The organism is Nocardia goodfellowii (genome assembly GCF_017875645.1).
Classification (GTDB): domain Bacteria; phylum Actinomycetota; class Actinomycetes; order Mycobacteriales; family Mycobacteriaceae; genus Nocardia; species Nocardia goodfellowii.
The window spans coordinates 6,682,480-6,702,633 of sequence record NZ_JAGGMR010000001.1; the positions used below are offsets into that span (position 1 = coordinate 6,682,480).

The window sequence follows — 20,154 nt, forward strand, 5'->3', positions numbered from 1 at the left end:
CATCGTTTGTCGGGCAGTACTCCGGGTATGTCGTCCGTCGATCGCATACAGACGTCAGGTGGAGGAACGCATGAACAGCAATCGCGCCCTGCGGGCGGCATCGGTCATGGCCGGTTTGGGCATCGCGCTCGCGACCGCCCCCGCGTCCGCCCAGGCCGAGCCGGTGACACCGATACCACGGTTGGAGGTCGAGCGGTACCTCGGCGACTGGCGGCAGCTGGCGGCGATCCCGCAGCCGTTCAACCTCGTCTGCGCGCGCGACACCCGGGCGAACTACAGCTTGACGCCGAACGGCGACATCGCCGTCCGGAACTCCTGTACCACCTGGTGGGGCGGCGGCAACGAGATCGCCGGAGTGGCGAGGGTGACCGATCCGGCGACTCAGGCGCAGTTGGCGGTCAGCTTCCGCGACGAGAGCGATCCGCGCACGAATTACGTTGTCACCGCGATTGATCCGGATTACTCGTGGGCCCTCGTGGTCAATCCGGAACGCACGGCCGGTTTCGTGCTCGCGCGCGCGGCCGCGCTCAGCGCCGGCCAGTGGACCGATGTCCGAGCGGCGATCGCGGCGGCCGGCGTGGACTCCTGCCTGTTCCTCACTTCACCCACCACCGGCGGCGCCGCGGAGATCGCGCCGTTGTGCACGCGCTGACCCGTTCAGCGCAGCCGTTCCACCGCCTCGGTGAGACTCGCGATCGGGGTGACCTCGCCGGGGAGAATCAACGTGTCCCACCCGGGACCACCCACATAGACGGTCGCGCCCACCTCGAGACAGGCGCGCAAGGCCGAGGTGAGCGCGGTTGCCTCCTGCTGCGACCACAGCAGCACCGTGGCCGGGCCCGGAAGCCGGGCCAGGGTGTCGCTCAACGCGGCGGTCGGCACATCCGGGCCGAGCATGTGCGCGCCGACCCCGCGCTCGGCGAGCGCGGCGCGCAGGACTTCCATTGGCAGCGAATGGTTTTCGCCGCTGGTGCAGGCCAGCACCAGGGGTCTGGGTGGCGTCCCGGGCGGCGGCGCGGCGCGGTGCAGTGTGGCGATGATGCACCAGGACAACAGATGTTCCACGTCGACGCAGCCCTCGCCATCGAGTTGCCGGTCCACGATGTCCGCGAATGCCGGGCGGCACAATCGATCCCAGGTCTCGATCACGCCGTAGTCACGCAGATGCGTCTCCAGCAGCGCGCAGACCGACCAGCTCTCCAGAGCGAACGCGGCAGTCAGCAGCGCGGCCTTGTCGCCGAGCGGCAGCGCGGGGCCGCGGACCGTCGCGGCGGCTCCCGCGGCGGTCGCGCCGGCCTTGATGAGATCCACCATGCGGGTCAGCACCGCGATATCGGCCTCGGTGTAGAGGCGGTGCTGCCCGGGTCGGTCCTGCTGCGGACCGATCCGGTAACGCCGGTTCCAGCTCCGCAGCGTGGCGGTCGGAATCCCGAGCCGTTCGGCCACCGCGCGTACCGAATAGCCGGCGTGCTCGGATGTGAGTTTCGGACCGTCTGGCATGTCCTGATTGTGCCTGGCGTGCCGCAGCGGCCGCCGGTATGGCTATGGTCGAGTCGCGTGCTGCTCGACCGCGCCGACGGCAACCTGCCCGCCGGCACCGAACGGGAGAGGTGATCCGCGTGCATTGTGTCGTCTTCGGCGCTACCGGGTACATCGGTGGCCGCCTGGTTCCGGAGTTGCTGAGCGCGGGCCATTCGGTCCGGGTGCTGGCTCGCGATCCGCGCAAGTTGCAAGAGGTCCCCTGGCGCGAGCAGGTCGAGGTCGTGCGCGGGGACGTCACTCGCGAAGCGGACGTTCGCGCGGCCCTGGCGGGGCAAGACGTCTTGTACTACCTGGTGCATTCGCTGACCCGGGCCGACTTCGACAGCGTGGATCGCGACGCGGCCCGGATCGTCGCCGCCGAAGCGGATCGGGCGGGACTGGCCCGACTGGTGTATCTGGGCGGAATCACGCCGGAGGGCCAGACGCTGTCCCGGCACCTGGCCTCGCGAGCGGAGGTCGGCGAGATCCTGCTCGAGGCGCGGACACCGGCCGCGGTGCTGCGGGCGGCGGTGATCATCGGATCCGGCTCGGCCAGCTTCGAAATGCTGCGCTATCTCACCGAACGACTGCCGGTCATGGTGACACCGCGCTGGGTGCGCAATCGCATCCAGCCGATCGCGGTGCGGGACGTGCTGTATTACCTGGTACGGGCGGCCGAACTCCCGGCCGAGGTCGACGGCGCGTTCGATATCGGTGGCCCCGACGTGCTGACCTACCTGAGCATGATGCGCGACTACGCCTCCGTGGCCGGACTACCGCGCCGGGTGATCGTGCCCGTTCCGGTGCTGACCCCGTGGTTGTCGGCCCAGTGGGTGAACCTGGTGACCCCGGTACCGCGGGCCATCGCGGTGCCGCTCATGGAATCGCTCGTCAACGACGTCGTCTGCGCCGACCACCGCATCGCGGACCACATTCCGGACCCGGCCGGTGGGCTCACCACCTACCGGCGGGCAGTCGAGTTGGCGCTCAACAAGATTCGCGATCTCGACATTCCCACCCGATGGTCGGACGCCGATCTCGTCGGCGCTCCGTCCGACCCGCTGCCCACCGACCCGGACTGGGCCGGCGGTTCCCTGTATTCCGATGTGCGCGAAGGCGTAACCAGCGCCGATCCCGCCACACTGTGGGCTGTTCTGGAAGCCATCGGCGGCGAGAACGGCTGGTATTCCTTCCCGCTGGCGTGGTCGCTGCGCGGATGGATCGACCGGCTGGCGGGCGGAGCCGGGCTGCGGCGCGGACGCCGCGACCCGCATCGCCTGCGCGAAGGCGAGGCGCTGGACTGGTGGCGAGTGGAACACCTCGACCGCCCGAACCTGCTGCGGCTGCGCGCCGAGATGAAGGTTCCCGGGCGGGCTTGGCTGGAGCTCTCTGTCACCACCGGCCCGGACGGCCGCACCCGCTACCACCAGCGCGCGCTCTTCGAACCCCACGGACTCGCGGGTCACCTGTACTGGAAAGCCATTTCACCGTTCCACGCCGTCATCTTCGGCGGCATGGTGCGCAACATCACCGGCGCCGCCGAGCGGGCGGTGAGCTGAGGCGTGCTCACTTCGCCGTGATGGCGGTGATCAGGGTGCGGTCGCCGACGCGGGCGGTGGTGATGGTCTGCCCATACTTCTGCGGTTCCCGGTCGCCAGGCCACTTCTCGTGCAGCTCGACGTTCCAGACATTGCCGTCTTTGTCCGCTTGCGTCAGATACACGCAGTATTGGGTTCCGTTGGGCTGCTTGTCGATGCCCTTCTGAATCGTCTCGGCGGAGGGCAGTTTGGCGTCGGGAGTGGTGTAGGAGCGGGCTTTGGCGGCGCTGCGGTCGACGTAGTACGCCCACTCGAAGCCGAAGATGACGTCGACCGGGTCCGTGGTGGAGCCGGGCTCGGCCCCGACCGCCGCGCCCGGCGTGCGGGTTTTGGTGCAGCCGGTGGTGGCGTGACCCCACGGTGACGACGGGACGGACGAGACGGGCGCTCCGGTGGTGGTGCTGACCGGGCCGGTCGCTACGGGTGGCTGCTCGGTGCGCGTGTTGGCCGTGATCACCAGCACCACCACGCCGATCACCGCCACCCACACCAGCACTCCGATCAGAATGCTGACCGCCTTCGAGGCGCCGCTGCGCGCCGACCATGCGCTGCGGTTGCGGTCGGCTGCCGCGCGCAGGATGCCGCCGCCACCGGAGCGGTCCCGAAAAGCCGCGCGGGCGGCGCTGCCGTTGTCGGAGTAGTCGGTGGTGTCGTCGTAGTCGTCGGGGATGTCCCAGTCCGGCTCGTCGGCGTCGAAATCATCGGCGGGAAGATCGATTTCGGCTGCTTCGGATTCCGGGGCCTTATGAGCGGGATCGCTCATCCAGTCTTCCCATTCACCGGCCCAGCTGGCGTCACCGTTTTCCGGCGGCAGTGGGGGCGGCGGGGTGGAGTGGTTCCATTGCTCGGCGAATTTCTCCGGGTCGAACGGCTCCTCGAATTCGCGCTCCGAGCGGCGGCGGCGCTTCGCCGCGCGCTTCAACGTTCCGGAGCCGGGCCTTTTCAGGCCCGGGAACGCGGGCAGGCCCGGCAGGACGAACGGATTGTCCGACGCCGGTGGCGTGACCGCGGGTGGAGGCTGGCGGCGGATCTTCCGGCGCCGGGAGGTTGGACGGGCCATCCTCACCTCACGACGGTTGCGGGGTGACGCCGAGCTGACCGGTGCGCGGCCTCGGCTGTTCCTGGTCCTGGCCTTGCGCGGGCGGCTTCGCGAGGGGCGGCACCACAACACCCTGTCCCGGCGCGGGATTGGCCGGGGCGGGAGCCGCCGGGGCCGGAGCCGGCTTGTCCTGGTCGGGCGCGATGACCGGGGCGTGTGTGGTCGGTCTGGGTTGCGTCGACGGGGTGGTGTCGGCGGGCTTCTGGGAGCCGTTGCTGTTGAGCGCGAACGGGCCTTGGCCGCCGTTGCCGTTGGTGCTCGGACTGGTGCTGGTAGACGGATTGGTGGTGGCCGGGTTGGCGTTGTTCGGGTTGGCGGTGTCGGGGAACATCGCTTGCTGCGCGGTGGTCGCGGCGTGGTCCATCGCCCTCTCCCCCAGGCCCGCCGCCTTGTCGATGGCCTCGGTGCCCAGTGACACCAGCGCGTCGATGATCTCGGTGCCCAGGGTGACCCCGGCGCTGATCACCTCTTTGCCCAGCGTCACGCCGGCGCTGATCAGCGCCTTCTGCAGCGCGGTCTGCGCGTCGGAGACGTCGTCCTCGTTCTGGCCGTCGTCGAAATCGTCACCGCCGATACCGCTGCGCGACAGGTAGTTCCGCAGGGTCGAGGTGTCCTGGGTGTTGTTGTTGGTGAGCGCGTTGGCCTGGCGCTGCAGCGCGGACATCTCCGCACGAGCGGTGTCGACGACGCTGATGCCGTCGGCGATGTAGTCGCGGGCCAGCCGGATGATCTTGTCGACATCGGCTTGCGACTGCGCCGATTTCGCCATCGGATTGGCCTTGGCGCGGAACGCGGCGATCAGCTCGTCCAGCTTGCTCGCCGCCGTCGCGCGGGTGTCGTAGGCCTTGGTGAGCAGCGTTCGCAGCTGCGTGGTGCTGGCGCCCAGCGTGGACACCTGCGACCCGGTCTTCTTCACCGTCGGCAGCACCACTTCGGCGCTCTCGGTCGACTCCAGCTGGTAAATGCCTGTGCGCACCGGGGATTCGGTGGACTCGGCCGCTTCGGCGGCGGCGACCAGGGCCGCGGTGGTTTCCGCGCTCGGTTCGCTACCGTCGCCCACCGCGTCCCGTAGTTGTAACAGCGGCGCGATCAAGGCCTGCACCGTGGCATGGTCGTTGCTCTTGGCCATCGCTCAGCTCTCCTGGTCGGTGAGCCGCGCCACCGCCGCGGCCGTGGCGGCATCGATACCCTGCACCCGGTCGGCGAAGGCACTGATCAGCGTGGCGTGCGCGTCGATGAGCGCCGCGGCCGTGCGCACCGTATCGGCGTGCGACTGGGCCGCACCCGTCCACGCCTGCGCGAAATCGGCGCCGAGCAGGCCGAGCCCGGACAGATCCGCACCCGCGGCGGTATCGGTATTACTGGCCGTAGTCCCCAGCAGCCCCGAAACCTCGGCGGCCGCGGCGGCATAGGTGGCAACGGCCTCAGGGTCGACATTCAACTCAGACATGAACCCCCCTGAAAGCATCAATCAACAGGACGTGAGCTACCACCTTACTGCTCCCTCCGCCGGGCGGAATCTCGGAAACCTGGCGAGCGAGATCCGGTGAGGCCCAGAATATCCTGCCCCGCCGACAACCGAGCACCGACTGCACCATGTTCCAGTGGATCAGTCCGCACTTTCCGGCGAAGCATGCCACCCTCGATCTTCGTGAACGGGGATCATGTTGCCGAGATTCGAAAGTTGGCCGGGTTGGCCACGCCGATGGCGTTGCGGGTTGCGGTGACCTTGGGACTGCCGGATCGACTGCGTGGAGAGGGCGCCGCTGTCGAGGAAGTCGCGGGGGAATTGAACGTTTCCGTGGTGGGGCTCAGGGTGCTTGTGGGACACCTCGAGACGCTGGGGATCGTTCGGCGGGAAGCCGCAAGGTATTCGACTACCGAGTTCGGCGCGGAGCTGTGTAGCGATGCCGGCAACGGGCTGGTCAACTTGTTGCACCTGGGTATGGCCGGTGGGCGTGCCGAGTTGGCGTTCGTAGAGCTACCGCACAGCGTCGGCACGGGCGAAGCGGGCTACGCACGCCGGTATGGGCAGGACTTCTGGGCGGATCTCGCTGCATTTCCCCAGCTGCGAACGTCTTTCGATCAGCAGATGCGGGATCGGCTTCGTGAGCAGGTGCCGCAGATCGTCGCGGGCTTCGATTGGGATCGCTTCGCCGGCATTGTCGATGTCGGTGGTGGTCGCGGTGATCTGCTGGCCGCGATTCTCGCCGGTCATTCGCGCGTCCGCGGGCACCTTGTCGATCTCGATCCCACGGCGACCGAGGCCCGGGCCACCCTTGCCGAGTACCGGGTCGCCGATCGAGCCGAGGTAACCGCACAGAGCTTCTTCGATCCGCTGCCGCGCGGCGCACAAGCCTATTTGCTGTGCGACATCCTGCACGACTGGGACGATGAACACGCGCATCGGATCCTCGAGCGCTGTGTGGAAGCCGCGGATCCGAGCAGCCGCATCCTGGTGATCGAACCTGTGGGTGGCCGCCGCGCCGGTACCGAATTCGATCTCGCGATGCTGGTCATCTTCGGGGGCGCGAGCGTCGGATCGACGAATTCCGCGCGCTCGCCGCAGCGCACGGCTTGGGTCTCGAATCCGTCGTCGACTTGACCGATCAGCGCTGCCTGCTGGAGTTTCGCCTGCTCGAATCGCCAGGCCGCCATCAGAGTCCAGGCTGAACCGCCGGCGACGCGCGAATACGCGGGTCGCCGGCGCACGGGGTCAGTAGTCGATGCGGTCGGTCTTGGCCAGCCAGGCGTCGAAGGGGGCGTTGCGGTTCGGGAGGTCCAGTTGCTCGACGCGGGTCGGCCAGTTCGACTTCGGCTTCAACTCGAACAGGTCGTAGAACTTGAGGTCGTCGAACCCGGCGACGGCGGCGTCGTGCCGGTCGGCGGCGTAGACGATGCGGTCGACGCGCGCCCACAGCGCCGAGGACAGGCACATCGGGCACGGCTCGCAGGAGGTGATCAGCACGCAGCCTTCGAGAGAGAAGGTGTTCAGCTCCTTGCAGGCGGCGCGCATCGCGCTGACCTCGCCGTGCGCGGTCGGGTCCAGGGTGGAGGTGACCTGATTGTGGCCGATCGCGACAACCTCGGCGCCCTTGGCGACCAGCGCGCCGAACGGGCCGCCGCCGTTGGCCACGCTGGTGGTGGCCAACCTGATCGCCTCATCCATCCAGGCGCGTTCGAGCTCCTGGATGTTCATTTCCTGCGTCGCGGTCACGGTCACTCCATTCGGATCGGTGGGGCCGTCGCGTCCAACGCTTCCGCCCGCATCCCTTGCTTGTTGCAACTGGTGTGAAGGAGTACACAGTCAAGCGAGTGAAGTCAGCTAGGGGTGGAAGACATGAAGACGTCCACGGGCGGACACCGCCTTTTCGTAGTCTTTGACAAGAGCCTATCCGCGTAGCCCGCCAGAAACATTCCCGTCATATCCATTCGTAGGAAAATCCAAGCCATTCAACCGCCGATGATCACCGCGTCGGAGTTTCCGCCAAACCTTGCGGGCATACGCACGTCGGCTTGACCTATGGCCTGCGTCACCCGTAGTTTCGAGCTGACCGACCCGTGAGCTGCCGGAAGGAGGCGTAGCCGGATGTCCACCATATCTGACCTGCGTCGCCACGCTCACCGAACCGTTTGGGTTCCGGGTCGGGTAGCACACGGCTGCTGAGCGGCCCACTTCCCGGCGTGCCCGATCGCGGCCCCGGCACTTTCCGATCTCTGTCACCGCCCCGCGGCACGTTCGCGCGCCGATTTGCGCTCCGGATTCTCGGGTTGCGTCACCGAAACAGAAAGCTCTGAAATGGCGACTAGGATTATCGTATCGACCGCGCACCGAAATGAGGTTGTGCCATGGTAGCGGCGCGGATCACGGTCAATGGGAAGGCCGAACCGATTTCCCCGGCGGCCCCCCACACAACGGTCTTGGATTTCCTGCGGGAGCGTGGCTTCACCGGGAGCAAGGAAGGCTGCGCCGAGGGCGAATGCGGCGCCTGTTCGATCATGGTGGCCCGCCCGGGTGTGGATCAGCCCACCGACTGGGTCGCGGTCAACGCTTGCCTGGTTCCGGTCGCTGCCCTCGACGGCCAGGAGATCGTCACCGCCGAAGGCCTGGGCACCATGGACGCCACCGGCACGCCGACCGAGCTGCATCCGGTGCAGCAGGAGATGGCGGTGCGCGGCGGCTCGCAATGTGGTTACTGCACACCGGGTTTCGTATGCAGTATGGCCTCCGAGTACTACCGTCCGGGCCGTTGCCCGGCCGAGCAGGCGACCGAAGCCGACGCCCATGACCACGAGCACGGCCCCAACGGTTTCGACCTGCACTCGCTGAGCGGAAACCTCTGCCGCTGCACGGGTTACCGGCCGATCCGGGACGCCGCGTACGCCCTCGGCGCGCCGAGCGCCGATGATCCGCTCGCGCTGCGACGGGAGCAGCCCGCACCCGCGCCGGTCGCCACCGAATACACCCGCGACGATCGCACGTTCCGTCGTCCGGAAACCCTGGCCGAAGCGGTCCGGCTGTTGCGTGAACGCCCGGACGCGGTGCTCGTTGCCGGCTCCACCGACTGGGGCGTGGAGGTGAACATTCGCGCCCGCCGCGCGGACTACGTGATCGGCATCGACCGTCTCCCCGAATTGCGGGAGCTGCGCGTCGAATCCGATCACATCGAAATCGGTGCGGCCGTGCCGCTCACCGAGATCGAACGTCGCCTCGACGGCAGCGTGCCGCTGCTCGCCCAGTTGTTCCCGCAGTTCGCCTCCCGGCTGATCCGCAATACCGCCACCTTCGGCGGCAACCTCGGTACCGGTTCGCCCATCGGTGACAGCCCGCCCGCGCTGCTCGCGCTGGGTGCGTCGGTGGTGCTGGCCTCCGCCGACGGTGAGCGGGTGGTCGATCTGGCCGATTACTTCACCGGTTACCGGCAGAGCGTGCGGCTACCGGATGAACTGATCCGCGCGGTGCGCATCCCGCTGCCGCTGGCGCCGGTGACCGCGTTCCACAAGATTGCCAAGCGCCGCTTCGACGACATCTCCAGCGTGGCAGTGGCTTTCGCGCTCGACATCGAGGACGGCATCGTGCGCTCGGCGCGGATCGGCCTGGGCGGCGTCGCCGCCACGCCGATTCGGGCGCGGGATACCGAGGCTGCCCTGGTGGGCAAGCCGTGGTCGCCCGAGGTCGTGGCGGAGGCCGCCCGGGTGCTGCGGTCCGAGGGCACCCCGATGAGCGATCACCGCGCCAGTTCCGAATACCGCTCGGCGATGCTGGGCCGGAGTCTCGAGAAGTTGTTCGCCGAAACCACCGAGGCGGTGCTGTCATGAGCGAGCGTGCGAGCGAATCGAATATCCAGCGTTCTCGGCTCGTGACGGAGCCGAGCGTCAGCGAGGCGGAGTCATGAGTCAACTGTCCGAACGGCCGGAGAAGCCGATAGTCGGCGTGCCGATGCCGCATGAGAGCGCGTCGCTGCACGTCACGGGGACCGCGCTCTACACCGACGACCTGGTGTATCGCACCAAGGACGTGTTGCACGCCTACCCGGTGCAGGTCATGAAGGCGCACGGCCGGATCACCGCGCTGCGCACCGAGCCCGCGCTCGCCGTGCCCGGCGTGGTGCGCGTGCTCACCATTGCCGACGTGCCCGGCGTCAATGACGCGGGCATGAAGCACGACGAGCCGCTGTTTCCGGAGGAGGTCATGTTCCATGGCCACGCGGTGGCCTGGGTGCTGGGCGAGACCTTGGAAGCGGCCCGGCAGGGCGCGGCGGCCGTCGAGGTCGACCTCGAGGAGTTGCCCTCGGTCGTGACCGTGCGGGAGGCGATCGAGAAAGAGAGCTTCCACGGCGCGCGGCCCACCATGATTCGCGGCGATGTCGCGGAGGGTTTCGCCAACTCGGCGCACGTCTTCACCGGCGAGTTCGAGTTCAAGGGCCAAGAGCACTTCTATCTGGAGACGCACTGCGCCCTGGCCATGGTCGACGAGGCCGGGCAGATGTTCATCCAGAGCAGCACCCAGCATCCGTCCGAAACCCAGGAAATCGTGGCGCACGTACTCGGGCTGCACAGCCACGAGGTGACCGTGCAGTGCCTGCGCATGGGCGGCGGTTTCGGTGGCAAGGAAATGCAGCCGCACGGATTCGCGGCCATTGCCGCGCTCGGCGCCAAGCTGACCGGTCGACCGGTTCGATTGCGGCTCAACCGGACTCAAGATCTCACCATGTCCGGCAAGCGGCACGGCTTCCACGCCGAGTGGAAGATCGGCTTCGACGCCGAAGGCCGCATCCAAGCCTTGGACGCGACGCTGACCGCGGACGGCGGCTGGAGCCTGGACCTGTCCGAGCCGGTGCTGGCCCGCGCGCTGTGCCATATCGACAACACGTACTGGATTCCCAACGCGCACGTCGCCGGCCGCATCGCGCAGTCGAACACGGTGTCCAACACCGCCTTCCGTGGTTTCGGCGGGCCGCAGGGCATGCTGGTCATCGAGGACATCCTGGGCCGGTGCGCGCCGCTGCTGGGCCTGGACCCGGCCGAGTTGCGCGAGCGCAACTTCTACCAGCCGGGTCAGTCCACGCCGTACGGCCAGCCGGTCGGCCAGACCGATCGGATCGGCCGGATCTGGCACGAGGTGCAGAACAGCGCCGATTGGGCCGAGCGGCAGCGGGAGATCGCGATGTTCAACGCCGCGCACCCGAACACCAAGCGCGCCTTGGCGATCACGGGCATCAAGTTCGGCATCTCGTTCAACCTCACCGCCTTCAACCAGGGCGGCTCGCTGGTGCTGATCTACAAGGACGGCTCGGTCCTGATCAACCACGGCGGCACCGAGATGGGCCAGGGTCTGCACACCAAGATGATGCAGGTCGCCGCGACCACGCTCGGTATCCCGCTGCACAAGGTGCGGTTGGCGCCGACGCGGACCGACAAGGTGCCCAACACCTCCGCCACCGCGGCCAGCGCCGGCGCGGATCTCAACGGCGGCGCGATCAAGAACGCCTGTGAGCAGTTGCGCGCGCGGCTGGTGGAGGTCGCCGGGTCTCAGTTGGGCGCGAACGCCTCGGATGTTCGCATCGTCGACGGGGTCGCCCGCGTCCTCGGCAGCGATAAGGAGCTGGACTGGGACTCGCTGGTACGCACCGCGTACATGCAGCGCGTTCAGCTGTCGGCCTCCGGCTTCTATCGGACCGAGGGCCTGCACTGGGACGCGAAGATCTTCCAGGGCTCGCCGTTCAAGTACTTCGCCTACGGCGCCGCCGCGACCGAGGTGGAGGTGGACGGCTTCACCGGCGCCTACCGGATCCGGCGGGTCGACATCGTGCACGATGTCGGTGACAGTCTCTCGCCGCTGATCGATATCGGTCAGGTCGAGGGTGGCTTCGTGCAGGGCGCGGGCTGGCTGACGCTGGAAGACCTGCGGTGGGATACCAGCGACGGACCCCACCGCGGCCGGTTCCTCACCCAGGCGGCCAGCACCTACAAGCTGCCGAGCTTCTCGGAAATGCCCGAGGAATTCAATGTCACGCTGCTGGAGAACGCCACCGAAGAGGGCGCGGTCTACGGGTCCAAGGCGGTCGGCGAACCGCCGTTGATGCTGGCCTTCTCGGTGCGCGAGGCGCTGCGGCAGGCCGCCGCGGCGTTCGGGCCCGCCGGAACCAGTGTGGATCTCGGGTCCCCCGCGACGCCGGAAGCGGTGTACTGGGCGATCGAAGCCGCCCGCGGCAATGCGGGCACCGGCCACGGCCTCACCGTCGGCCACGTCCTGGCGAACGGCAACGGCCACGGCGGCAACGGTCAGGCCGGCAACGGTCAGGGCAAGAGCGCCGCGATCACCGCCGACGCTTTGAGCCGTGCCTGACATGATGAGCTGGGTCGCCGCGGTCGCGCGGTTGCGAGCACGCCGGGAACCCGGCGTACTGGTGACCGTCGCGACCGTGCGCGGCCACGCGCCGCGCAAGCCGGGCGCGAAACTCGTTGTGGGACAGACCGAAGCGTGGGGTTCGGTCGGCGGCGGCAATATCGAGGCCGTCGCGATCGATCGGGCTCGCGAATTGATCGATACCCCGGTCGCGGAGCCGGAACTGATGGAGTTCGCGCTCAACGACAAGGTCACCAATCAGCACGGGGTGCAGTGCTGCGGCGGGGTGGTGACCGTGCTGCTCGAACCGCTGCCGGTGTTCCCCGCGGTGGCGATTTTCGGGGTCGGGCACGTCGGACTGGAGCTGGCTCGGATCCTGGCCCGGCACAACCTCGATCTGCACCTGATCGACACCCGTCCCGAGCAGCTCACCGACGAACGACTCGCCGTACTCGCGGATTCCGAGGCGCAGATCACCGTACACCGCACCCTGCTGTTGCCGGAGGAGGTGCTCGCGGACCTGCCGCGCGGCACGCACGTACTGATCATGACCCACGACCACGCGGAGGACGCGGCCCTGTGCGACACCGCGCTGCGGACCGACGGTCTCGGCTCGATCGGGCTGATCGGTTCCGCCGCCAAGTGGGCCCGCTTCAAGCAGCGCCTGGCCGCCGAGGGCGGTCACGACGAAGCCGCCATCAGCCGGATCAAGACTCCGATCGGCCTGGCCGACATCACCGGCAAGGAGCCCGCCACCATCGCGGTGAGCGTCGCGGCCGAGCTGCTGCTGGCCTTCCAGAAGGACGTCGACAACTGACTGGTCGATGAGTTTCGCCGGCGCCCCTCGTCTATACGGGTAGACCCGATCACCGCACGCGAGGAGCACACCATGGCCGCTCTCTACACGTTCGACGTCTTTTCCAGCCTCGACGGCTTCGGCGCCGCCGGGGGCGACTGGTCCGGCTACTGGGGCAAACAAGGTCCCGAATTGCTCGGCCATCGGCTCGAGCTGTATCGCCAGGACCAGCGAATGGTGCTCGGAGCCAACACCTATCGAGCGTTCGCGCAAATGCTGGCCGACAGCAACGAGGACTCCGACGTGCGTGACCCGTGGGTCACGCGGATGCGGAACCTGCCGACGACGGTGGTGTCGACGACGCTGGCGGAACCGCTCGACTGGCCCGACGGGACCGTCGAGCGCGGCGATGCCGTCGATGTGGTCGCCCGGCTCAAAGCCGAGTCGCCCGTACCCTTGCGCTCGCACGGCAGTTTGTCGATGAACCGGGCGCTGATGGCGACCGGACTGGTAGACCGCGTTCAAGTGACGCTGTTTCCGGTGATCACCGGCAGGAGCGGCTTGGAGCCCATCTTCGAGGGTGCGGCCGACTTCGATCTCGAGCTGATCGAGCACCGGACACTCGACGGCGACATCCAAGAATTGGTCTATCGGCCCACCCTGCACGGCTGAAGCACGTCGAATTGCGCACTGCGCGAGCCCGACCGGGGTCCGCGCCCGATCCTGCGGCGTGTTCTCGGCTGCCCTAGAGTTGGCGACGATGCAACCGGACCATGCCGCCGCGCACGCGGCAGTTCAGATCGCCGCGGTCCAACAAGAGCCGAATCGCCGGCTGACCGTGGCCGCGGATTTCTATCCGGCGCACATGCGGGACTACCGGCGCGCCGAGCTGTATTTCCTGCGGTGGGAACTGGCGCGCGGGGTGTTGCATCCGGAGTCCGGCAGCGGCTGGTGGCGCGCGATCAATGATCGGCTACTGCGGGACAAGCTGGCCGCGCGCGTGCTGTGGGATGCGGGCAGCGCGGACGCGGAGTCGCCGGGTGTGCGGCTGTGGCTGGAGTTCCTCGCCGGCCCCTCCCCCGCATCCTGGTATCGGGCACACAATCGGAGCATCGTCAGCGGATATCTGGACCATGTGCCGCTGGCGGAAACCGAGCTTGCGCCAGAGCGATTCATGATGAACGTGACGCTTTCGCGCGTGCTGTTCACCCACGCCCTCATCGAACGTCCCACGCTGGCGCTGGGCCGATGGGGCGCGCTCGGGCGGCGGATCGGAGATCCACGCGGGCACGCGGTGCGCGTCTTCCTGGACCTGCGCAACGTCTTCCCGGAGCTGTATCCCCTGCACGGGGTGACGGTCGAGCAGATTCTGGCCGAGGAGGGCCGTGCCGCCCGGATCATCGACTACGGATTGATTCTGCCCAGATTGCCTGAGCTCTACGCCTTCGCCGCGGACAGCCTGGACGAACCTCGACTACCCGCGCTGCTCGATGACGGCATGTTCAGCTACGGCGACCACAGCGTCGGGCGGGACGCGTTGCGACCGGATGTGCTGAGCCGGATCGCGACCGCCATCACCCGGACGCGCTGAGACCCCGGCGCCGTCGATCAGCTGTGCGCGCCGTCGAAGCCCACCAGGAACCGTTTGAGCACCTTCCCGGTCTCCCCGCGCGGCAGGTGACTGAGGAACGCCACGTCCCGCGGCACCGATACCCGGCCGAGCCGGTTGCGGATGTAGTTACGCACCATCTCCGGATCCAGGCCCACCCCTTCGCGTTTCACCACAAACGCGGCGAGCCGCTGCCCGAAGTCGCGATCCGGGACACCGACCACCGCGACTTCACTGACCTGCGGTAGCAGGGCCAGCGCCTCCTCGACCGGGCGCGGGAAGACGTTCTCGCCACCGGAGATGATCATTTCGTCGTCGCGCCCCGCGATGTAGAGCCGGCCCGCGGCGTCCAGGTAGCCGACGTCGCCGGTGTCGAGCAGCCCCTTGACCTCCTCCGGCGGCGCGGCGCTGACGTAGCCGTCGAACAGCATGTGGTTGCCGACGAAGATCCGGCCCACCGCGCCGATCGGCACCGGCCGTCGATCCTCGCCCAGCACAGCGACTTTCGTGCCCAGCGGCGGGCGGCCCGCCGTCATCGGCGACAGGCGCATATCCGCGGGCGTGGCGATGGTCGCCCACGACACCTCGGTGGAACCGTAGACGTTGTACAGCAGGTCGCCGAAGGTATCGAAGAAGCGCAGCACGGTCGCGGCCGCCAGCGGCGCACCACAGCTCGCGACTACCCGCAGGCTCGACACGTCGTAGCGGGCGCGCACCGCGGGCGGTAGGTCGAGGATGCGTTCCACCATGGTCGGCACCACCAGCAGGCTGGTGACCTGGTGCTCGGCGATCAGGCGCAGCGTGTCCTCGGCGTCGAACTGTTCCGGCAGCACCGTGGTGGCCCGCAACGCCGTACTGATCTGCAAACCGGCCAGCCCCCAGGTGTGGAACAGCGGGGCCGGGATCAGCATGATCTCGTGCATGCGCAACGGGATTCGCGACAGCAGTGCGGCGATGGTGCCGAAACCGCGCGGGTGCGGACGGCGCGCACCCTTCGGGGTGCCGCTGGTTCCGGAGGTCAGCACCACCAGCCGGCCCGGCTGGGACGGCATCCGGAACTTCTTTTCCCCCTGCGCGATCAGGTCGTCCACCGTGGTGCGCCCGGTGTCCGGCGGCGGCTCGTCGGTATTGATCCGGGGAATGTCCACCCGTAGGTACTTGACGAGTTCCTCGAGCTCGCTGTCGACGAACAGCGCCATCAGCCGGTCGCGCTGCACGATCTCCTCGAGCGTCCGCCCGGACAGCCCCGCGTTCATCAGCACCACGTCGACGCCGAGTTTGCCTGCGGCGACCATGGTTTCGACCATGCCGCGGTGGTTGCGGGCCAGCAGTCCGATCGCGTCGCCGGAGCCGAGCCCGAGGGTGGCCATGGCGCCCGCCAACGCGGTGGTGCGCGCGTCCATCTCGGCGAAGGTCCGGCTGCCCCGCTCATCGATCACCGCGACGCGATCCGGTGAATGCGCGGCGCCCGCCGCGTAACCGCCGGCGAGGTTGAATCCCCAGCGCGCCAGTCCGCGCATCTGCTTGACGCCGATATCGGGACGGCTGGTCACCACTCCGCTGGCCACCATCTGCCGGGCCACGCCCGCGCGGCGCCGCACCGGGGAATCCTCGGCATTCACCACGACGGAGGTGGGCTTGCCCCGCACCATGTCTACGGCGCGATCCAGGCCGTCCTGAACCCACTGCGAGAGCTGGGCTTTCGTCACTTCGGCGAGCGCCGGATGCACCCGCCCCACGGCGAAGAAGGTGATGATCACCCGGGTCCGCTCATCCTCACCACGCAGCCGGATCGACGCGAAACTGCCCTCGGCCGCGCAGTGCAGCTCCAGCCGCTCGTACCAGCGCACCACACTCGGCCGCACGTCGATGGTCCGGATTCCGGCCTCGACGGACCCGATCCGGAACCGCACCCGCGGCTGACCGTCTATCGGCTCGAGTGGTTCACAGGCACCGACTCCCAACAGGATCCGCGGGTAATTGTGCGGATCTACCAACAGTTCATAGAGCGCGCGCCGGGAGACCGGGACCTCCGCGACCACTTCGACAACATCGGTAATCAAGCTACGTTCATCTTCTCTGACGACCGGCGCCCACAGCGGACCCGGCTGTCAGGATAACCCTCAGCAAACTCCAGCTAGAGCGCATTGGCCGCACTACGGGACAGTTCACAATGACCTCGGGAGTAGACCTGTGATGAGAGCGAAAATCCGCTGGCTGGTCCCGGCCCGCTGTTAGCGTCTGGAGGTGGCTATGTCCCAGGAGTGCGATTTCGACGTCATCGTCGTGGGTTCCGGCTTCGGCGGTAGCGTGACAGCGCTGCGGCTCACCGAAAAGGGTTATCGAGTAGGAGTTCTCGAAGCGGGCCGGCACTTCGCCGACAGCGATTTCGCGAAAACCAACTGGGATCTGCGCCGGTATCTGTGGGCGCCGCGGCTGGGTTGCTATGGCATACAGCGGATTCACCGGCTGCGCGACTGCTTCATCCTGGCCGGGGCCGGTGTCGGCGGCGGTTCGCTGAACTACGCCAACACGCTGTACAAGCCAGGGCCCGCCTTCTTCGGCGATCCGCAGTGGGCGGGCATCACCGACTGGGACGCCGAGCTCAGTCCGTATTACGAGCAGGCGCGAAAGATGCTGGGCGTGGTCCAGAATCCGCATATGACACCCGCCGACGAGATCATCGCGGCGGTAGCCGAGGACATGGGCGTCGGTGACACCTTCGTGCCGACCCCGGTCGGGGTGTACTTCGGTACACCCGGAAAGACCGTGGCCGACCCCTATTTCGGCGGGGTCGGACCGGAGCGGACCGGGTGTATCGAGTGCGGCGAATGCATGACCGGGTGCCGCCACGGCGCCAAGAACACGCTCGTGAAGAACTACCTCGGGCTGGCACAGGCCGGCGGCGCGCAGGTGCGGGCGATGACCACGGTGACGGCCGTCCGGCCCCGCCCGGACGGCGACTGGGATGTCGAGACCCGGCGCACCGATGCTCGAATCCGGCGGCGGCGCACCACTTTGCGGGCCGGGCACGTCGTGCTGGCCGCGGGCACCTGGGGCACCCAGCACCTGCTGTTCGACATGCGCGACAAAGGCGTCCTGCCCGACCTCTCGCCCCGGCTCGGCGTCCTGACCCGCACCAACTCCGAAGCGATCCTCGGTGTGGGCCGCACCGCCATCGACCCGGCCCTGGACATCACCAAGGGCGTCGCCATCACCTCGTCGTTCCATCCCGCACCCGACACCCATGTCGAGCCGGTCCGCTACGGCAAGGGCTCCAATGCCATGGGCCTGCTGCAAACCTATCTGATCGACGGCGGCCACCGGATCCCGCAGTGGCTCAGGGTTTTTCCGCTGGCCCTGGCGCATCCGATCCGCACCGTCCGGCTGTTGCGTACCAAGCAGTGGAGCGAACGCACGCTGATCCTGCTGGTCATGCAGAGCCTGGACAACTCGATCACCACCTACACCCGCCGCGGCCTGTTCGGGCGGCGCTTCACCAGCAAACAGGGCTACGGCCAACCCAATCCGACCTGGATACCCACCGGGCACGAAGCCACCCGCCGCGTCGCCGAGAAGATCGACGCGACACCGGGCAGCACCTGGCCCGATTTGTTCAATGTCCCAATGACCGCCCATTTCATCGGCGGGTGTGTTATCGCCGATGATCCGTCCCAGGGCGTCATCGACCCGTACCACCGCGTGCACGGCTATCCGTCGTTGAGTGTCGTCGACGGTTCCGCGATCTCGGCCAACCTCGGGGTCAACCCCTCGCTGACCATCACCGCCCAGGCCGAGCGCGCCGCCGCGCTGTGGCCGAACAAAGGCAGCGCCGACCCGCGACCCGCTATGGGCAGTCCCTACCGGCCGGTCGCGCCGGTCCCGCCGGAGCATCCGGTGGTCCCGGCCCACGCCCCGATCGCGCTGGGACTGCCGATTGTCCTGGGGGACAACGCCGAACGGACCGCGGACGTGGAGGCGGTGTAACCGGTCCCAGGGCCGGTGCGCACGGTCGCGCACCGGCCCGGCACCGCTCAGGACAGGGTGACGACTGTCAGTTCACCCTCGGCGTGCTGCGCCCGCAGCCGCTTCTTGTCGTATTTGCCCACGCTGGTCTTGGGCACCTCGGACACAAAGGTCCAGTACTCCGGCAGCTGCCATTTGGCGAACTTGCCTGCGAGGAAGTCGCGCAATTCCTCGGGTTCGGCCTTCTGCCCTTCCGCGAGCACCACCGCTACCAGCGGCCGCTCGTCCCACTTGGCGTCGGGGATGCCGATGACGGCCGCCTCGGCGACGGCCGGGTGACCGATCACCGCGTTCTCCAGGTCGACCGAGGAGATCCATTCACCGCCGGACTTGATGACGTCCTTGGAGCGGTCGACCAGCGTCAGGAAGCCGTTGGGGCTGATCTTGCCGACATCGCCGGTGCGCAGCCAGCCGTCGTCGAACTTGTCGGGTTCGATCTCGGCGCCGTTCGGCGAATAGTAGGAGCCGGTGATCCACGCGCCGCGAACCTGCAACTCCCCCAGTGACTTTCCATCATTGGCGACGACATTGCCCGCGTCGTCGACCAGGCGGGCGCGCACCCCGGCCGGGAATCGGCCCTGGGTGTAGCGGTAGGCCCATTGCTCGTCCCCCTCGACGCCGACCGGCGCGTGCGCCACCGAACCGAGCGGCGAGGTTTCGGTCATGCCCCAGGCATGCAGCAGCTTGACGCCGAACTTCTCCTCGAACGCGTGCATCATCGCCGGCGGCAGCGCGGAGCCGCCCACCAGGCAGGTGCGCAGGTGCGAGATGTCCTGCGGCGCGGCCTGTAGCCCGGCCAGGACGCCGCCCCAGATGGTCGGGACCGCGGCGGCGAAGGTCGGCTTCTCGGCCGCCATCATCTCCAGCAACGGCTGGGGCTGGAGGAATCGGTCCGGCATCAGGACATTCGCGCCCGACATGAGCGCCGCGTACGGCAGGCCCCAGGCGTTGGCGTGGAAGAGCGGCACGATGGCGAGCACCGTGTCGGCGGCGGAGAAGCCCATACCGTTGGGCGCGCACACCTGGGTAGCGTGCAGCCAGTTCGAGCGGTGCGAGTAGACGACGCCCTTCGGGTCGCCGGTGGTGCCGGAGGTGTAGCACATACCGGCCGCCGAGCGTTCGTCGATGATCGGGAAGTCGAGCTGACCGATTGCGCGGCAAGCAGTTCGGTGTAGGAGTGCACCTGAACGCCTTCGGGCGCGGACAGGGCGGAGGCGTCGCCGTTGGCGACGATGACGTGGCGGACCGTCTTCAGGTTCGGCAGGTACTGGGCGAACATCGGCACCAGCGTGCCGTCCACGATGACGACCTGGTCTTCGGCGTGATTCGCCACGTAGACCAGCTGCTCCGGGAAGAATCGGATATTGAGCGCGTGCAGCACCGCGCCCATGGCCGGCACCGCCACATACGCCACCATGTGCTCGTTGTTGTTCCACATGAAGGTGCCGACCCGATCACCGACGCCGATGCCGAGCCCGCGCAGGGCATGGGCCAAACGCGCTGCCTCCGCACCCAATTCGCGGTAGGTCATGGTCCGCAAACCAGCTCCGGTCCAGGTGGATACCGTGCTGTCGCCCTGGAAGGTGGACGCGTAGTGCAACAGTGTCGCCAGCGACAGCTGCTCGTCCTGCATGGTGCTCAACATCGGAACTGTTT

At 68.0% G+C, this 20,154-nt stretch carries 15 protein-coding genes and 1 pseudogene; 9 read left to right on the forward strand and 7 right to left on the reverse strand.

The features are described from left to right. The first annotated feature begins 70 nt into the window (after positions 1-70). Positions 71-652, forward strand: a complete 582-nt coding sequence (locus tag BJ987_RS31020; protein WP_209896624.1) for a lipocalin family protein — start codon at positions 71-73, stop codon at positions 650-652. A gap of 5 nt (positions 653-657) precedes the next feature. Here the strand turns inward: BJ987_RS31020 and BJ987_RS31025 are convergent, their stop codons facing one another. Then, entirely contained in the window at positions 658-1,500 is an 843-nt protein-coding gene (locus tag BJ987_RS31025; protein ID WP_209896625.1) for a MerR family transcriptional regulator, read from the reverse strand. A 110-nt stretch (positions 1,501-1,610) separates the two neighbouring features. Between BJ987_RS31025 and BJ987_RS31030 the strand changes: the two genes are divergently transcribed. Then, positions 1,611-3,080: an SDR family oxidoreductase gene (locus BJ987_RS31030; RefSeq protein WP_307869810.1), complete on the forward strand. Its 1,470-nt coding sequence runs from the start codon at positions 1,611-1,613 to the stop codon at positions 3,078-3,080. A gap of 7 nt (positions 3,081-3,087) precedes the next feature. On the opposite strand, the gene BJ987_RS31035 is transcribed toward BJ987_RS31030, so the two are convergent. The 3 genes from BJ987_RS31035 to BJ987_RS31045 are packed head-to-tail and all read right to left on the reverse strand — an operon-like array spanning position 3,088 to position 5,668. Then, positions 3,088-4,179, reverse strand: a complete 1,092-nt coding sequence (locus tag BJ987_RS31035; protein WP_209896627.1) for a DUF8176 domain-containing protein — start codon at positions 4,177-4,179, stop codon at positions 3,088-3,090. Between the two features lie 7 nt (positions 4,180-4,186). Next, the gene (locus BJ987_RS31040) at positions 4,187-5,347 is read right to left on the reverse strand and encodes a hypothetical protein (RefSeq protein WP_209896628.1); all 1,161 of its coding nucleotides are present in this window, start codon (positions 5,345-5,347) and stop codon (positions 4,187-4,189) included. A 3-nt stretch (positions 5,348-5,350) separates the two neighbouring features. Then, on the reverse strand, positions 5,351-5,668 hold the full coding sequence (locus BJ987_RS31045; protein ID WP_209896629.1) for a hypothetical protein: 318 nt from the start codon (positions 5,666-5,668) through the stop codon (positions 5,351-5,353). A gap of 201 nt (positions 5,669-5,869) precedes the next feature. Between BJ987_RS31045 and BJ987_RS31050 the strand changes: the two genes are divergently transcribed. Then, positions 5,870-6,823, forward strand: a complete 954-nt coding sequence (locus tag BJ987_RS31050) for a methyltransferase (protein ID WP_209896630.1) — start codon at positions 5,870-5,872, stop codon at positions 6,821-6,823. A 111-nt stretch (positions 6,824-6,934) separates the two neighbouring features. On the opposite strand, the gene BJ987_RS31055 is transcribed toward BJ987_RS31050, so the two are convergent. Next, positions 6,935-7,435 carry a nucleoside deaminase gene (locus BJ987_RS31055; RefSeq protein ID WP_307869811.1) on the reverse strand — a complete coding sequence of 167 codons (501 nt, stop codon included), beginning with the start codon at positions 7,433-7,435 and terminating at the stop codon, positions 6,935-6,937. A gap of 632 nt (positions 7,436-8,067) precedes the next feature. Between BJ987_RS31055 and BJ987_RS31060 the strand changes: the two genes are divergently transcribed. The 5 genes from BJ987_RS31060 to BJ987_RS31080 all read left to right on the forward strand — a co-directional run bounded on the left by BJ987_RS31060 (position 8,068) and on the right by BJ987_RS31080 (position 14,454). Next, entirely contained in the window at positions 8,068-9,537 is a 1,470-nt protein-coding gene (locus BJ987_RS31060; RefSeq protein ID WP_209896631.1) for a xanthine dehydrogenase small subunit, read from the forward strand. A gap of 73 nt (positions 9,538-9,610) precedes the next feature. After that, positions 9,611-12,067 carry a xanthine dehydrogenase molybdopterin binding subunit gene (xdhB, locus tag BJ987_RS31065; protein ID WP_209896632.1) on the forward strand — a complete coding sequence of 819 codons (2,457 nt, stop codon included), beginning with the start codon at positions 9,611-9,613 and terminating at the stop codon, positions 12,065-12,067. A gap of 1 nt (position 12,068) precedes the next feature. After that, a complete protein-coding gene (gene xdhC, locus BJ987_RS31070; protein WP_245367650.1) occupies positions 12,069-12,884 on the forward strand; it encodes a xanthine dehydrogenase accessory protein XdhC in 816 nt (271 codons plus the stop codon). A gap of 72 nt (positions 12,885-12,956) precedes the next feature. Next, a complete protein-coding gene (locus BJ987_RS31075; protein ID WP_209896633.1) occupies positions 12,957-13,535 on the forward strand; it encodes a dihydrofolate reductase family protein in 579 nt (192 codons plus the stop codon). A gap of 88 nt (positions 13,536-13,623) precedes the next feature. Beyond that, on the forward strand, positions 13,624-14,454 hold the full coding sequence (locus BJ987_RS31080; protein WP_209896634.1) for a hypothetical protein: 831 nt from the start codon (positions 13,624-13,626) through the stop codon (positions 14,452-14,454). Between the two features lie 17 nt (positions 14,455-14,471). Here the strand turns inward: BJ987_RS31080 and BJ987_RS31085 are convergent, their stop codons facing one another. Further along, entirely contained in the window at positions 14,472-16,535 is a 2,064-nt protein-coding gene (locus BJ987_RS31085) for an AMP-binding protein (RefSeq protein WP_209896635.1), read from the reverse strand. 190 nt (positions 16,536-16,725) lie between these two features. On the opposite strand from BJ987_RS31085, the gene BJ987_RS31090 reads away from it, so the two are divergent. Next, the gene (locus BJ987_RS31090) at positions 16,726-18,459 is read left to right on the forward strand and encodes a GMC oxidoreductase (RefSeq protein ID WP_209899378.1); all 1,734 of its coding nucleotides are present in this window, start codon (positions 16,726-16,728) and stop codon (positions 18,457-18,459) included. A gap of 47 nt (positions 18,460-18,506) precedes the next feature. Here the strand turns inward: BJ987_RS31090 and BJ987_RS31095 are convergent. Then, positions 18,507-20,143: pseudogene (locus BJ987_RS31095) on the reverse strand (long-chain fatty acid--CoA ligase). Between the last annotated feature and the right edge of the window lie 11 nt (positions 20,144-20,154).

What these genes read in the sequence shown, in the direction of transcription:
- xdhB (WP_209896632.1), top strand. Translation starts at nt 9,611, where the DNA reads ATGAGTCAACTGTCCGAACGGCCGGAGAAGCCGATAGTCGGCGTGCCG.
- BJ987_RS31090 (WP_209899378.1), top strand. Translation starts at nt 16,726, where the DNA reads ATGTCCCAGGAGTGCGATTTCGACGTCATCGTCGTGGGTTCCGGCTTC.
- BJ987_RS31045 (WP_209896629.1), bottom strand. Translation starts at nt 5,668, where the DNA reads ATGTCTGAGTTGAATGTCGACCCTGAGGCCGTTGCCACCTATGCCGCC.
- BJ987_RS31035 (WP_209896627.1), bottom strand. Translation starts at nt 4,179, where the DNA reads ATGGCCCGTCCAACCTCCCGGCGCCGGAAGATCCGCCGCCAGCCTCCA.
- BJ987_RS31040 (WP_209896628.1), bottom strand. Translation starts at nt 5,347, where the DNA reads ATGGCCAAGAGCAACGACCATGCCACGGTGCAGGCCTTGATCGCGCCG.
- BJ987_RS31020 (WP_209896624.1), top strand. Translation starts at nt 71, where the DNA reads ATGAACAGCAATCGCGCCCTGCGGGCGGCATCGGTCATGGCCGGTTTG.
- BJ987_RS31080 (WP_209896634.1), top strand. Translation starts at nt 13,624, where the DNA reads ATGCAACCGGACCATGCCGCCGCGCACGCGGCAGTTCAGATCGCCGCG.
- BJ987_RS31025 (WP_209896625.1), bottom strand. Translation starts at nt 1,500, where the DNA reads ATGCCAGACGGTCCGAAACTCACATCCGAGCACGCCGGCTATTCGGTA.
- BJ987_RS31060 (WP_209896631.1), top strand. Translation starts at nt 8,068, where the DNA reads ATGGTAGCGGCGCGGATCACGGTCAATGGGAAGGCCGAACCGATTTCC.
- BJ987_RS31075 (WP_209896633.1), top strand. Translation starts at nt 12,957, where the DNA reads ATGGCCGCTCTCTACACGTTCGACGTCTTTTCCAGCCTCGACGGCTTC.
- xdhC (WP_245367650.1), top strand. Translation starts at nt 12,069, where the DNA reads ATGATGAGCTGGGTCGCCGCGGTCGCGCGGTTGCGAGCACGCCGGGAA.